This is a genomic window from Arthrobacter sp. AFG7.2 (genome assembly GCF_002892835.1).
GTDB lineage: Bacteria > Actinomycetota > Actinomycetes > Actinomycetales > Micrococcaceae > Arthrobacter.
Window position 1 is genome coordinate 133,678 of the sequence record NZ_PJMB01000005.1, and the last position, 13,037, is coordinate 146,714.

15 protein-coding genes are annotated in these 13,037 nt (G+C 64.7%); 11 read left to right on the forward strand and 4 right to left on the reverse strand.

The genetic code is table 11. From position 1 onward, the window contains the following. Positions 1-3: 3 nt before the first annotated feature. Positions 4-834 (reverse strand): HAD-IIA family hydrolase, encoded by an 831-nt coding sequence (locus CXX84_RS10985; protein ID WP_102976747.1) that lies wholly within the window; start codon positions 832-834, stop codon positions 4-6. Positions 835-904: 70 nt separating this feature from the next. On the opposite strand from CXX84_RS10985, the gene CXX84_RS10990 reads away from it, so the two are divergent. From CXX84_RS10990 to CXX84_RS11000, 3 genes are all read left to right on the forward strand, one after another. After that, a complete protein-coding gene (locus CXX84_RS10990) occupies positions 905-1,588 on the forward strand; it encodes a TrmH family RNA methyltransferase (RefSeq protein ID WP_411266207.1) in 684 nt (227 codons plus the stop codon). 147 nt (positions 1,589-1,735) lie between these two features. Then, positions 1,736-2,755 carry a class II fructose-bisphosphate aldolase gene (gene fbaA / locus CXX84_RS10995; protein ID WP_102976749.1) on the forward strand — a complete coding sequence of 340 codons (1,020 nt, stop codon included), beginning with the start codon at positions 1,736-1,738 and terminating at the stop codon, positions 2,753-2,755. Continuing rightward, the gene (locus CXX84_RS11000; RefSeq protein ID WP_102976750.1) at positions 2,756-3,178 is read left to right on the forward strand and encodes a DUF3151 domain-containing protein; all 423 of its coding nucleotides are present in this window, start codon (positions 2,756-2,758) and stop codon (positions 3,176-3,178) included. A 125-nt stretch (positions 3,179-3,303) separates the two neighbouring features. On the opposite strand, the gene CXX84_RS11005 is transcribed toward CXX84_RS11000, so the two are convergent. Both CXX84_RS11005 and CXX84_RS11010 read right to left on the reverse strand, forming a co-directional pair. Then, positions 3,304-3,936: a uracil-DNA glycosylase gene (locus tag CXX84_RS11005; RefSeq protein WP_102976751.1), complete on the reverse strand. Its 633-nt coding sequence runs from the start codon at positions 3,934-3,936 to the stop codon at positions 3,304-3,306. A gap of 212 nt (positions 3,937-4,148) precedes the next feature. Further along, positions 4,149-5,354 (reverse strand): cobalamin-independent methionine synthase II family protein, encoded by a 1,206-nt coding sequence (locus tag CXX84_RS11010; protein ID WP_102976752.1) that lies wholly within the window; start codon positions 5,352-5,354, stop codon positions 4,149-4,151. A gap of 317 nt (positions 5,355-5,671) precedes the next feature. Here CXX84_RS11010 and CXX84_RS11015 point away from each other — a divergent pair, with 317 nt between their 5' ends. The 5 genes from CXX84_RS11015 to CXX84_RS11035 all read left to right on the forward strand — a co-directional run bounded on the left by CXX84_RS11015 (position 5,672) and on the right by CXX84_RS11035 (position 10,645). Continuing rightward, entirely contained in the window at positions 5,672-6,760 is a 1,089-nt protein-coding gene (locus tag CXX84_RS11015) for a M14 family zinc carboxypeptidase (protein ID WP_102976753.1), read from the forward strand. Positions 6,761-7,021: 261 nt separating this feature from the next. Next, positions 7,022-8,311 (forward strand): adenylosuccinate synthase, encoded by a 1,290-nt coding sequence (locus tag CXX84_RS11020; protein ID WP_102976907.1) that lies wholly within the window; start codon positions 7,022-7,024, stop codon positions 8,309-8,311. Positions 8,312-8,709: 398 nt separating this feature from the next. Beyond that, positions 8,710-9,261, forward strand: coding sequence for an RNA polymerase sigma factor (locus CXX84_RS11025; RefSeq protein WP_102976754.1), 552 nt, complete (start codon positions 8,710-8,712; stop codon positions 9,259-9,261). Continuing rightward, positions 9,258-10,163, forward strand: a complete 906-nt coding sequence (locus tag CXX84_RS11030; RefSeq protein WP_102976755.1) for a hypothetical protein — start codon at positions 9,258-9,260, stop codon at positions 10,161-10,163. Before CXX84_RS11025 ends, CXX84_RS11030 begins: the two co-directional genes overlap by 4 nt. Before the next feature lie 56 nt (positions 10,164-10,219). Next, positions 10,220-10,645 carry a CoA-binding protein gene (locus CXX84_RS11035; RefSeq protein WP_102976756.1) on the forward strand — a complete coding sequence of 142 codons (426 nt, stop codon included), beginning with the start codon at positions 10,220-10,222 and terminating at the stop codon, positions 10,643-10,645. Between the two features lie 15 nt (positions 10,646-10,660). Here CXX84_RS11035 and CXX84_RS11040 read toward each other — a convergent pair whose 3' ends face one another. Next, entirely contained in the window at positions 10,661-11,689 is a 1,029-nt protein-coding gene (locus CXX84_RS11040; RefSeq protein WP_102976757.1) for an isopenicillin N synthase family dioxygenase, read from the reverse strand. 45 nt (positions 11,690-11,734) lie between these two features. Here CXX84_RS11040 and CXX84_RS11045 point away from each other — a divergent pair, with 45 nt between their 5' ends. Genes CXX84_RS11045 through CXX84_RS11055 form a run of 3 tightly spaced genes read left to right on the forward strand, consistent with a single transcriptional unit; the run spans position 11,735 to position 13,011 of the window. Beyond that, complete coding sequence (locus tag CXX84_RS11045; protein WP_102976758.1) at positions 11,735-12,151, forward strand: MmcQ/YjbR family DNA-binding protein; 417 nt, start codon at positions 11,735-11,737, stop codon at positions 12,149-12,151. Then, a complete protein-coding gene (locus tag CXX84_RS11050) occupies positions 12,144-12,713 on the forward strand; it encodes a DUF1990 family protein (RefSeq protein ID WP_102976908.1) in 570 nt (189 codons plus the stop codon). The genes CXX84_RS11045 and CXX84_RS11050 overlap by 8 nt, the downstream gene beginning before the upstream one ends. Continuing rightward, entirely contained in the window at positions 12,694-13,011 is a 318-nt protein-coding gene (locus CXX84_RS11055; RefSeq protein WP_102976759.1) for a putative quinol monooxygenase, read from the forward strand. Before CXX84_RS11050 ends, CXX84_RS11055 begins: the two co-directional genes overlap by 20 nt. Positions 13,012-13,037 lie beyond the last annotated feature (26 nt).

Consider the following 13,037-nt stretch of genomic DNA (forward strand, 5'->3'; position numbering starts at 1 on the left):
GTCCTAGACCTGGTTCTTCAGGTCAGCCACCGAATTCAGGATCTGGTTGGGCCGGAACGGGTACGCGGCAATGTCATCCTTGTGGGTGATGCCGCTGAGCACCAGCACAGTGTGCAGGCCGGCTTCCATGCCGGCGATGATGTCCGTGTCCATCCGGTCGCCGATCATGGCGGTGGTTTCGGAGTGGGCATCGATCTGGTTCATGGCAGAGCGGAACATCATGGGGTTGGGCTTGCCCACAATGTAGGGCTCGCGGCCGGTGGCCTTGGTGATCAGCGCCGCAATGGCTCCGGTGGCAGGCATGGGGCCGTCCTTGGACGGGCCGGTGGCATCCGGGTTGGTGGCAATGAACCGCGCCCCGGCCAGGATGAGGCGGATGGCCATGGTGATGGCCTCGAAGGAATACGTGCGCGTCTCGCCAAGCACCACAAAGTCCGGGTTCTGGTCGGTAAGGATGAAGCCTGCCTCGTGCAGCGCCGTCGTCAGTCCCGCTTCGCCAATGGTGTAGGCACGGTTTCCTGATTCCGAGCCCCGAACCTGGTCCTTGAGGAACTGTGCGGTGGCCAGGGCCGAGGTCCAGATGTTCTCCTCGGGGATCTCCAGTCCGGAGGAGCTCAGGCGTGCAGCCAGGTCCCTCGGGGTGAAGATGGAATTGTTGGTCAGCACCAGGAAGCGCTTGGACGTATCCACCCAGCGCTGGATGAGCTCCGCAGCGCCGGGAATGGGCTGGTTCTCGTGGACCAGCACACCGTCCATGTCCGTCAGCCAGCACTCGATGTCCTGGCCGCTGCGATACACCGAAGGGTTGCCCTTGACCTCGTCCGCGTCTGCCATGCCTACCTCCGCCTGTGATGAAAGCCCGAAAAGTCCAGTCTAGTGTTGAGGGGTGAACCAAACCCCCGGCATGACATCTGAACCGCAACCAATACCTGGGGAGATGCAGGGCGGGCCGCAGCCCGAGGCGGCGCAAGGCGAAAAGGCCGAGGTCGGCGTCGGGCCCTGGGAGGGTGAACTGCCGGAAGGCGACCACTGGGATCCCGATCTCCTTGCTGACGGCGACCGCCGCAACGTGCTGGACAAATACCGCTACTGGAAACACGAAGCGATCGTGGCGGAACTGGATTCCAGGCGCCACAACTTCCACGTGGCCATCGAGAACTGGCAGCACGACCTGAACATCGGCACGGTGGTGCGCACCGCCAACGCGTTCCTTGCCAAGGAAGTGCACATCATCGGACGACGGCGGTGGAACAGGCGCGGCGCCATGGTCACCGACCGCTACCAGCACGTCCGCCACCACCCCACGGTCGAGGACTTCGTGGCCTGGGCGCAGGGGGAAGGGCTGGCAATCATCGGGATCGACATTTTCCCGGACTCGGTCCCGCTGGAAACCTATGAACTGCCCAGGGACTGCGTGCTGGTGTTCGGCCAGGAAGGTCCGGGACTGACGCCGGAGGTCCACGAGGCCGCCGTGGCCACGTTGTCCATCGAGCAGTTTGGCTCCACCCGGTCCATTAATGCCGCCTCCGCGGCCGCCATCGCCATGCACGCCTGGGTGCGCCGGCACGTGTTCAACCAGCACACCTGAACGGGTGGGGCCTGCGGGGTGAGGGTGCGGGTTGCGGGTGGGGCGTAATCCGGAACACTCCGCGCGGGTAATGGCTAGGATGGTGCTAGCCGTAAGCGGTACTCCAGGGTTACCAGCCCATAGACGAACCTCAGCATAGGAGTCAGCATGCCCATTGCAACCCCAGAGATCTACTCCGAGATGATCGACCGCGCAAAGGCGGGCGGCTTCGCATTCCCGGCCGTGAACGTGACGTCCTCGCAGACGCTGAACGCCGCACTGCGTGGCTTCGCGGAAGCTGAGTCCGACGGCATCGTGCAGGTCTCCACCGGCGGTGCGGCCTACTGGTCCGGCGCCTCCACCAAGGACATGGTTGCCGGCTCGCTGGGCTTCGCGGCGTTCGCCCGCGAGGTGGCCAAGAGCTACAACGTCAACATTGCCCTGCACACGGACCACTGCCCCAAGGACAAGCTGGACGGTTTTGTCCTGCCCCTGCTGGCTGCCTCCGAGGCTGAGGTCAAGGCCGGCCGCAACCCGCTGTTCAACTCCCACATGTGGGACGGCTCCGCCGAAACCCTGCAGGAAAACCTCCGCATCGCCCGCGAACTGCTCGAGCGCACCGCGGCCGCGAAGATGATCCTTGAGGTCGAGATCGGCACCGTGGGCGGCGAAGAAGACGGTGTTGAGAACGAGATCAACGAGAAGCTTTACACCACTGTTGAGGACGCCCTTGCCACCATCGAGGCACTGGGCGCCGGCGAGAACGGCCGCTACATCACCGCACTGACCTTCGGCAACGTCCACGGCGTCTACAAGCCCGGCGGCGTCAAGCTCCGCCCGGAAATCCTCAAGGACATCCAGGCCCAGGTTGGAGCCAAGATCGGCAAGGACAGCCCGTTCGACCTCGTGTTCCACGGTGGCTCCGGCTCCTCGGACCAGGAAATCGCCGACGCCGTCTCCTATGGCACCATCAAGATGAACATCGACACCGACACCCAGTACGCCTACACGCGTCCCGTGGCGGACCACATGTTCAGGAACTACGACGGCGTCCTGAAGGTCGACGGCGAGGTGGGCAACAAGAAGACCTACGATCCGCGCGTCTGGGGCGCTTCCGCCGAAGCGGGCCTGGCAGCCCGCGTGGTTGAAGCGACCAAGCAGCTCGGTTCGGCCGGAAAGACCTTCTAGATGTCGGATGAGTTCCGCAGGAACCTGATGGGCCCGGAGCCTACGCTCCTGCCTGCCGAGACCGAGGTCTACCAGCAGCTGGACGCCGGCCAGGAAGCCCTGGACCTGGTGGAGAAGCATCCCACGTCCTCACTCCTGTGGGCCGTCCTGGCTGAAGAGGCCTGGGCTGAGGGACGCACCATCGATTCCTACGCCTACTCGCGCGTGGGCTACCACCGCGGACTGGACTCGCTGCGGCGCAACGGCTGGCGCGGCGTGGGCCCCATCCCGTGGGAGCACGAGCCCAACCGCGGCTTCCTCCGTGCCCTGTACTCGCTTGGCCGGGCGTCAGCCGCCATCGGCGAGGCTGAGGAGCCGGAGCGGATCGAAAAGTTCCTTAACGACTCCGACCCCACGGCCAAGGCAGCCATCGAAGGCTCCTGAGATGTGGGCCCACGCCCAAAGGGTTCCCTGGCCGAGCTTGCGAGGCTAGAGGGCGGGTGGGGGAACGACGGCGGGCGGTCACCTTTTATGAAAAGGTGACCGCCCGCCGTCGTACGTTCAGGGGACTAGCTGGCTTTCTGGAGCCCGGTCCGCGCCATCGCATCTGCGTAAGCGACGCGCATGTCCTCGAGGTACTCCTCCTGGCGCGCCGGTGAGCCGGCAAAAGCGCGGCCGCTGAGGGAACGAACCTTGTAGGTCTTCAGGCCGCGGCGCCAGAGCAGCGGGACTTCAGTTTTCAGCAGCAGGTTGGCCAGCCGGTTGGCTTCCGTGCCGTGGGCAACGATGACCGAGGCGCGCGGAACGAGTGCCAGGAACTTGAGCAGCGGCTTGAGTCCGGCAGAGATCTGGTCCGGCGTGAACTTGCCGTTGACCTCTCCGGGGGTGTGCCACGGGTGCACGTTCCAGGGCATGACGAATTCCGGACGCAGGCCCAGCTTCCACTGGATGCCGAGCATCCGGGTGGCGGCGTCATGGTCGCCCGCGGTGATGAAGCCGGACTTGTCGGCCTCGCCGATGTTCGAGTACAGGCTGATGATGCGGCACTCGTCGACGTCGTGCATGGGGTCCACATAGGGCACCACCATGCCGGGCTTCGCAGCCTGGAGGGAATCGCACAGCTCGTTGACCGCTGCAACGTTGGGTTCGTAGCGGCGGCTCAGAAGTTGGTCATGAAAGGATTCGGGTGCCAGGGCTGTCATGTAGTGCTGGGTCTCCTGCGGGGATTGGTGTTGCTGCCAGCACGGACAGCAGGCGCACGACGGCGCACTGCATCCGTGATGGTTGAAATGGGGTGGGCCGATTCCTGGTCGGCCGTTACCAGTTTACCAAGCCCCGGGAAACGAAACGCCGGTCCCGCTGACTCGATAAAAGTTGGGCACGGGACCGGCGGTCCTGGCTGGCCGAAAAACGGCTACCAGAGGCGCTTGGTTGCCCGGCGTGCGCCCTCCCCCAGGGCCTCCAGCTTCGCGAAGGCAATCTGCGGGTGGACCCTCCCGCCGAGCCCGCAATCGGTAGAGGCAATGACGTTCTCGCGCCCCACGACCTCCGCGAAGCGCACGATGCGGTCCGCCACCAGGTCCGGATGCTCCACCACGTTGGTGGCGTGCGAGACAATGCCCGGGATGATGACCATTCCTTCGGGAAGTCTCGTGTCCTCCCAGACCCGCCACTCGTGCTCGTGGCGCACGTTGGCCGCCTCGAAGGAGTAGCCGCCGGCGTTGATCTGCAGCATGGTGTCCACCAGGTCCGCGAGGGGAAGGTCGGTAGTGTGCGGGCCGTGCCAGGAGCCCCAGCAGAGGTGGAAGCGCACCTGCTCCTCGGGGAGGCCGCGGAGGGCGTAGTTCAGTGCCTCCACCCGGATCTGCGTGAACTTAAGGTAGTCCTCAACAGTGGGTTCGGGACTGATCTGGTCCCAGTTCTCCGCGATGGAGGGATCGTCGATCTGCAGGATCAGGCCGGCGTCGGTAATTGCCTTGTACTCTTCACGAAGCGCATCGGCGCAGGCATAGATGTACTCCTCCTCCGTGGCGTAGAACTCGTTGGTGATGCGCGAGGCGCTGCCGGGGGAGAGGGCAGCAACGAAGCCTTCCCCCAGTCCGGCTGCTGTGAGGCCAGCCTTGAGGTTGGCGATGTCCGAGGCCACTGCCTCCTGCCCTGTGTAAACCAGCGGCCCGGTGACCTTCGGGAACGGCTTCGGCCCGCCTGTGAAGATGCCGCTGGTGGGATCGTTATAGGCCTCGGCAAAGATGGCGCGGTCGCGGCGGTGGATGAAGCCGGTCAACTGGACGTTGCCCGGGCTGGATTCCTTCGGCTCCACCGCCCACTTCGCGTCATTGTCCAGCTCCAGCCCGCCCATCCGGGCGAAGGAGTAGGACCACCAGGCGCCGTAGTCCACTGCCGCTGACATGGCATGGCCGTACTCGCCGTCGTTGGGAATGTCCACGCCCAGGCTCTGCTGGCGCTGCACCAAGTCAACAACGGAGGCGGTGAGCAAGTCGTTGTAGCCCTCCACGTCCGTGGGGTTCTCCTCGCGTGCCGCATTGGCGGCAATCAGTTCAGGCGTGCGGGGCAACGATCCTGCGTGGGTGACGCGGATGTGGTCAGTGTTCAGGGACATGCTGGAATTCCTTTCCATCGGTCCTGGCAGTAGCACCTTCCCAGGGCAGGACGTGTCTGCTCTCAGTGGGGTTGCTGCGGCGTCAACGATCCAGGTCTCTCGGCCGCTCCGGATGGGTCCCTCCCACTCAATTCGAGGGGGCTGCCCGGGAGCAAATCCGATTCCGGAATATGTCGGGGAGCGTCCAGTGCATCCGGCCATTCGGAACGTAATAACTGACTGCAGATTGCTGTCATGTCCATTGACAGCATCAGTTCAGGTTGGTTGGCTTTTGTCACAGCCCGTCCCTGGGGGACATCGGGGGCTGGACGCATCCAATGCACTTCCGAAAGAGGTACCTCACCGTGAGAAAAACCCTGGCAAACTTCAGGACTTTGGCACTGACCGGAGCCCTGGCCCTGGCCGCAGTAACCGTCCCGGCGCCGGCTCTCGCCGTCGGAGAAGGCCCCAACTATGACGGCAACGGCCAGATCACCACGTCGAAGCTTGCCACCTACGACCAGATGGTCTCGTTCCTCAAGGACCAGGACGCCCGCCAGTCCGCCATGGAGCTGGAAGTTATCGGCCAGACCGTGAAGGGCCGGGACATCCACCTGGTGAAGTACATCTCGGACCCGGCCAAACCCACCATCCTCTACCTGACCCAGCAGCACGGCAACGAGCAGCTCACCACTGAAGGTGCCCTGGAATTCGTCAAACACCTCGGCACGGGCAAGTCCGCAGGAATCCTTGACGGCGTAAACATCCTGGTGGTTCCCATGCTCAACGCGGACGGCGCCATGGGCGACGTGAACTTTTCCCTTGACGACTACCTGGCCAAGGGGGACCGCAACATGACCCGCTACAACGCCAATGAAGTGGACCTCAACCGGGACCACGTGGCCAAGGTCCAGCCCGAGACCCAGGCGCTGCACAACAATGTGATGCGCAAGTACAACATCGATTACATGATCGACCTCCACCACCAGGGCACCCGGAGCCAGCGTGACGGCGAACTGGTGTCCGGCTCCATCCTGTACCCCACCACTCCGAACGCCGATCCTGCCGTAGTGGAAAAGTCCAAGCAGCTGGGCGCCGTGGTCTTCGAAAACGTCGACTCCACCGGTTGGGGCCACCTGGGCAAGTACGTGGGCGGCAGCGCTGAAACCATCAGCCGCAACGGCATCGCGGTGGAGTACGGCATCTCAACCCTGCTGTTCGAGATGCGGGGCATGTCCGACCACTACCTGGACGGCTACGCCCTGGGGCTGCGGAGCAACGGCTACCTGATCAAGCAGACGGTGACCACGCTGACCGCTACCGCCGCTGCCATTGCTGACGGTTCAATTGCCGACGCCGACACCTCCTTCTGGGACAGCCTGGCCACCCAGACCTCCCGTCCGGGAGAGGAAGCCGACGACGAGTAGCAACACCCGCTGACGGTCCGCCGCGGTCCTTGACGTGCAGGAGTCCTTTACCTTGCGCGAAGGGCCGCGGCGGCCCAACGAGTGGACAAAGTCACTCATCGGCTAAACTTGGGTGGTAAGAGCCCCGGAACTCTTGCGTCGCTGCGCCTCCCGCGGGCCGGCGAAGGCCGGTACGTTCGGGGCATTCTCATGAACGGCGCTGTGCAGGGCCGCCACGCTGTGGCCGGTACCGGGCAGCCCGAACGAATGGGGGAGGATCCCATGCCAGCAATTGTGATCGTAGGAGCCCAGTGGGGCGACGAAGGAAAAGGCAAGGCCACCGATCTTCTCGGAGGCCGTGTTGATTACGTCGTCAAGCCGAACGGCGGCAACAACGCCGGGCACACCGTCGTCGTAGGCGGTGAAAAGTACGAACTCAAATTGCTGCCGGCAGGCATTCTCAGCCCCAACGCAGTCCCCATTATCGGCAACGGCTGCGTGGTCAACCTCGAGGCCCTCTTCCAGGAGATCGATGGCCTGCAGGCCCGGGGTGCGGACACCTCCAAGCTCCGTGTTTCGGCCAACGCCCACCTGGTGGCCCCGTACCACCAGATGCTGGACAAGGTCACCGAGCGCTTCCTGGGCAGCCGCGCCATCGGCACCACAGGGCGCGGCATCGGTCCGGCCTACATGGACAAGGTGGCCCGGCTGGGCATCCGCGTGCAGGACGTCTTCGACGAATCCATCCTCCGCCAGAAGGTGGAAGGGTCCCTGCGCCAGAAGAACGAACTCCTGGTCAAGGTCTACAACCGCCGCAGCGTTGTGGTCGATGAGATCGTGACCTACTTCCTGTCCTTTGCCGAACGGCTCCGCCCGCTGGTTATCGACAGCACCCTGGTCCTGAACACGGCATTGGACGAGGGCAAGGTGGTCCTGATGGAAGGCGGCCAGGCGACCTTCCTCGACGTCGACCACGGCACGTATCCGTTCGTGACCTCCTCCAACCCGACAGCAGGCGGCGCCTCCGTTGGTTCGGGCATCGGACCCACCCGCATTTCCCGCTCCATCGGCATCATCAAGGCCTACACCACCCGCGTGGGCGCCGGGCCGTTCCCCACCGAGCTCTTTGACGAGATGGGTGTCTACCTGCAGAAGACCGGCGGAGAATTCGGCGTCAACACCGGCCGGCCGCGCCGCTGCGGCTGGTACGACGCCGTCCTGGCCCGCCACGCCTCGCGCGTCAACGGCTTCACGGACTACTTTGTCACCAAGCTGGACGTGCTCACGGGCATCGAGCAGATCCCGGTGTGCGTCGCTTACGACGTTGACGGCGTCCGGCACGACGAAATGCCCATGACGCAGACCGAGTTCCACCACGCAGTGCCGATCTTCGAGTACTTCGAGGGCTGGACCGAGGACATCACCGGCGCCCGCACCCTCGCGGACCTCCCCGAGAACGCGCGCAACTACGTGCTGGCCCTCGAGAAACTGTCCGGTACGCGGTTCTCCGCCATCGGCGTGGGGCCGGACCGGGACCAGACCATCGTGGTGAACGACCTCATCAACGATTAGCCCCCAGGAATTACGACGGCGGCGGGCCACCATGCAGGTGGCCCGCCGCTTTTGTGCTCCCGGACACCGAGGGGCGTGCTCTGTTGAACACCGGGCCTGCCCGGGGGAGGCCGGGTCAAAAAAGTTTTTCAACATTTTCTCCTGCATGCGTAACCCCGGACGTACCTGCAGCGATTACCCCTATGTAGCGCCGGTCTGGAACTTGTCCCCCATCACGTTCCAGGCCGGCTCTTTCACTTTCCGGCGGCAGGGGCAGCTGCCATGCCGGACCGGAAGCGAGGACGCGTGGCGTTCCGGTGCAAGGGTTACTGAGCGGTAAAGTGATGCCGGGGAAAGCTCCGCACGCCGGACAGGTTCTCCATCATGACAACCCCTCTTTGACTGAAAGCACTACGTCTGTGACCGATGCCCTGGCAGATGAGGCCGTGCGGGACGCACCCGCCGGGACAGCTGCTTTCAGCGTTGTCTACCGGACATATGCATCACAGGTTCTGGGCTATCTCACAGCCCGGGGAGTCGAGGATCCGGAGGCGGTCATGCAGGAAGTGTTCCTCTCCGTCCTGCCGCGGCTTGACACTGTTCACGGGGGAGCCGCAGGCCTTCGTACCTTCATCTTTTCGGTAGCCCACGCCCGGATGGTGGACGACCACCGGCGCCAGAGCCGGACCCCCGCCAAATTGCCCTTCGAACCCGAACTGGACCACCGCGAAGATCTGTCCGCTGAGACCGAAGCGCTGGAACGGATTTCGCCGCAGGAAGTCCTGGGCTTGCTGGACGCCTTGCCGCAGGACCAGCGGGAAGTACTGGCCCTCCGCCTCGTGGCGGGGCTCACCGTGGAGCAGTCAGCGGAGGCCATGGGCAAAAGCGAGGGTGCTGTGAAGCAACTCCAGCGGCGGGCCATCCTCAAGCTCCGGGGACTCGCGGACGTGAAGGAATACCTGAAGCCATGACACCACAAACGGACCACACAGCAGCCGCTGTTGACGGGATGCTTCTTGATGCGGGCCTGGAGCAGGACGGAGAGCTCCGTCGCGTCCTCCTCGCTGTCACGTCATTGGCGGATCTGCCGGTCCCGCCCCCGTCCGGAGAACTCGCTGCCCTGCTGAGTGTTGATCCTGCAGGGGAGACCTCGGAGGAGGACCCGCATCAGGGCAATGAGGGAACCGTAATGGCGGTTGACGACCTTGGGCGGCGCCGACGGCTCCGTGCCCACCGGACGACTGTGGCCGGACTGGCCCTGGTGGCGGGCATGGGAATGGGTGTGGGCACCGTGGCGGCCAGTTCCACCGGTCCTGCCAAAGACGGCAGCCCCTCCGTACAGCAACTGCTCGAGGACTGGGCGCCGTCCTGGACCCTCCGCAGCCCGGCGGACAGCGTGCCGGGGTTCCTTCAGGCACATGACAATGACGGCGATGGTGGGGACGTCCGCGGGCACGGCGGCGGCCCTGCCGGCCATGAAAACGTCCTTGCCCAGGACCCGCCGGAAGACCTGCCGTCATCCGAGCCGTCTTTGCACGCCCCGGCACCCGAGGCCCGGGAGGAGGGCAGGCAGGAACCCGGGCAGCTTCCTGCGGTTCATGGGCAGGACGGAGGGGACGCACCGGAAAAGAACGCTTCGGGAGGTTCGCAGGGCACGGCAGCCGGAGTGAACGGAGCCGCCCGGCCGGATCCCGCCAGCGGTACGGGCAGCGGGAACGCATCACCTGCAGGCCACGGGTCGGGACAGGGGGCCGGTCCTGCTCCCGGGGTGCTGCCGGAAGCAGGGCAGGGTCCGGGAGCGCAGGGGGGCGGAGCTGCGTCAGGGCCCAAACCTGTTCCAGGTGCTAAATGGCTGGAGAAGTTCGGCCGTTAGCCGGACACTGGCCGGCACTACGCCCGCCCCACGTTTCCTCCGCGTAGGCTGGGCGAATGGGCCATACTAACGATCCTGCAGTCATGGAACGCCTGATGCGCACCAAAGGCCGCTGGGCCATCGTCGGGTTGACCACCAACGAGTGGCGCGCTGCCTTCGACACCTCGCTGTTCATCCGTGACAGGCTGGGGATGGAGATCATTCCCGTCAACCTGCCCGGAGAGCCGGTCCACGGTGAAACCGGGTACTCCAGCCTTCTGGACATTCCTGCTGCCAGGCAACCCATCGACGTCGTGGACTGCTTTGTCAATTCCCACAGGGTGGGGGACGTGGTGGACCAGGCCATTGCGGTAGGCGCAAAGGCCGTATGGATGCAGCTGGGGGTTGTTGATGAGGCCGCCGCGGAGCGGGCCAAGGCAGCAGGGCTGGACGTTGTCATGGACAGCTGCCCGGCACAGCAGGCCTGGAAATACAACCTCTGACAACCCGCCGTACACTCAGCGCTGCAGCAGCTCCGGATAGTGCCGCTCCGTGACATCCGGGTGCGCCCGCATCCTGCCCTTCAGCATGTTAAGGCCAAACGAGGCCAAAAGCGGGTTGGCCGGGTCATCCGTGATTCCCCTCGCTGCAGCCTTCAGCTCCGGCGGCAGCGGTACGGGATCAATCACGGCATCAAGCCGCGGGGACCAGAAGAACGGAACGGAGTACCGGTCCACCCCCGTCGGAGGCGCCTGCACGCGGTGGATGGTGGCAGCCAGGTATCCCTCCGTCGCAACTTCCAGCATCTCACCCAGATTCACCACCAGTGCGCCCGGAACAGGCTCTACCGGAACCCAGCCGGCGGCTCCGGGCGGCCGGACTTCCAATCCGCCCACGTCGTCCTGGAGCAACAGCGTGACGAATCCGTAGTCGGCATGTGAACCCACGCCCTGGTCTCCGGCGGCCTCCACCACTCCGCCCACGTAATGCACCAGCTTCCCCATCCAGGCCGGTGAATCCCGGAACGGTTCGTCAAAGTAATTCTCCGGCAGCCGGAGGGACACGGCGATGGCCCTGAGCAGCTCCATCCCCACCGAGGACATCAGTGCGGCCCACTCCATGGCGGCCGGTTCAAGTTCCGGGAAGGATTCATGAGGCCATAGGTTGGGGCCCTGCAGCAACCAGAACGGCTGGTCCTCCGGGTAGTCCATTACCGGCTGCCGCTCAGGCGAGTAGTCGATCTGCTCCCGCGCGTCCGCCCTTCCCTGGGTGACCTCTGTGCCCATCCGGGTGTAGCCGCGGAAGTGCGGTGAAAGCCGGTTATCCAGCTTCAGGCGCTCCTCAAGCGGCAGGGCAAAGAACCTCCTGATCACGTCCAGCAGCTGCTCGGCCTGGCCGGGGGCTGCACCGTACCCGGTGATCTGGAAGAAGCCCACGTTGTGGGTGGCGTTCCGCAGCTGCTCGATGAAGTCGGGGCTGAATGCGCCGTTGGCCTGCCGTGCCCTGCCCAGGTCCAGAACAGGTATCGATCCCTGATCGTGTGACATCCTCGCAGACTAGCACTGGACGCAACGGCTTTATAGGCTTCCTGGATGGAACCCGACGCACTGCGGAAGATATGCCTCTCGTTTCCCGGAGCGTATGAGGACTACCCCTTCGGCCCGGAGATTGCCGTCTTCAAGGTCCGGGCTCACGGTGCCGCCGGTGCCCGCCAGGAGGGGAAGGTCTTTGCGCTGTCCCCGATGACCACGGACGGGTATGTAAACCTCAAATGTGAGCCAGGCCTGGCAGTGCAGCTGCGCTCCGCGCACCCGGACATCACCGGAGCCTGGCACATGAACAAGAACCATTGGAACGGCGTGCGGCTGGGCGGGGCACTTCCCGATGACATGATCCGGGACATGGTGGAAGACTCCTACGACCTGGTGGTGGCAGGCCTCAGCAGGAAGCAGCAGGAACAGCTCGGGTGGGCGCGCCTGAGCGGTTCGGCCGGTGGAACGCATGCCTGAGAAAAGGCCGGCTGCGGGCGGGCTCAACTATCCCGGAATTGGCGGCACGGAGCACGGCACTGCCCCCGCCGGCTACCCGCGGGTCCTGGAGGAGGCCTTTCTTGGCAACGGCATAGGGGTGTACCGGCAGGTCGCAGCAGGCATCCTTGCCTGGGAGCTGCAGCGGCGGGCCGGGCTGCGGGTCCGCTCCGATTCGCCGTCGGCAGAGCCGGGCGCGAGGGTGGTCAGCGGCTTCGGCGCTGGCCCCTTCCGGCTGAATGCACCGTGCCAGGTGGTATGGGTGCGGCAGCCTGCGCCCGAAGGAATGCCGCAGTCCGCAGGGTTCGGCTACGGAACGCTGCCCGGGCACCCGGCCAGGGGTGAAGAATCCTTCGAAGTGGAAATCAATGGCCGCGGGGAGGTGTTCCTTCGGATCCAGGCATTCAGCAAACCAGCCAACTGGTTCTACGCCGCCGGCGGACTGGTCACCCGTGCCGCGCAGCGCTACGTGACCTCCCGGTACATTGAAGGGGCACGTACTCTTGCATCGGAAGGAACCCCACGTGATCTTCATCGTCGTTAAGTTCAAGGTCAAGCCGGAATGGTCGGAGCGCTGGCCGGGCCTGGTGTCAGACTTTACAGCGGCCACCCGGCAGGAACCGGGAAACCTGTGGTTCGACTGGTCCCGCAGCCTTGACGATCCGAACGAGTTCGTCCTGGTGGAAGCTTTCAAGGACGACGCCGCCGGGGACCATGTCAACAGCGCCCACTTCAAGCAGGCCATGGCGGACATGCCACAGGCCCTGGCAGAGACCCCGAGGATCATCAGCCGCCAGCTCGACGGCGAGGGCTGGGATTCGATGGGCGAACTCACCATCTGAGCAGCATCAGTATTTCGGTAGGCTGA

Coding starts and splice junctions, on each gene's coding strand:
- CXX84_RS11010 (WP_102976752.1), bottom strand. CDS start 5,354: ATGTCCCTGAACACTGACCACATCCGCGTCACCCACGCAGGATCGTTG.
- CXX84_RS11040 (WP_102976757.1), bottom strand. CDS start 11,689: ATGTCACACGATCAGGGATCGATACCTGTTCTGGACCTGGGCAGGGCA.
- CXX84_RS11020 (WP_102976907.1), top strand. CDS start 7,022: ATGCCAGCAATTGTGATCGTAGGAGCCCAGTGGGGCGACGAAGGAAAA.
- fbaA (WP_102976749.1), top strand. CDS start 1,736: ATGCCCATTGCAACCCCAGAGATCTACTCCGAGATGATCGACCGCGCA.
- CXX84_RS11050 (WP_102976908.1), top strand. CDS start 12,144: ATGCCTGAGAAAAGGCCGGCTGCGGGCGGGCTCAACTATCCCGGAATT.
- CXX84_RS10990 (WP_411266207.1), top strand. CDS start 905: ATGACATCTGAACCGCAACCAATACCTGGGGAGATGCAGGGCGGGCCG.
- CXX84_RS11000 (WP_102976750.1), top strand. CDS start 2,756: ATGTCGGATGAGTTCCGCAGGAACCTGATGGGCCCGGAGCCTACGCTC.
- CXX84_RS11045 (WP_102976758.1), top strand. CDS start 11,735: ATGGAACCCGACGCACTGCGGAAGATATGCCTCTCGTTTCCCGGAGCG.
- CXX84_RS11005 (WP_102976751.1), bottom strand. CDS start 3,936: ATGACAGCCCTGGCACCCGAATCCTTTCATGACCAACTTCTGAGCCGC.
- CXX84_RS11030 (WP_102976755.1), top strand. CDS start 9,258: ATGACACCACAAACGGACCACACAGCAGCCGCTGTTGACGGGATGCTT.
- CXX84_RS11015 (WP_102976753.1), top strand. CDS start 5,672: ATGCACTTCCGAAAGAGGTACCTCACCGTGAGAAAAACCCTGGCAAAC.
- CXX84_RS10985 (WP_102976747.1), bottom strand. CDS start 834: ATGGCAGACGCGGACGAGGTCAAGGGCAACCCTTCGGTGTATCGCAGC.
- CXX84_RS11035 (WP_102976756.1), top strand. CDS start 10,220: ATGGGCCATACTAACGATCCTGCAGTCATGGAACGCCTGATGCGCACC.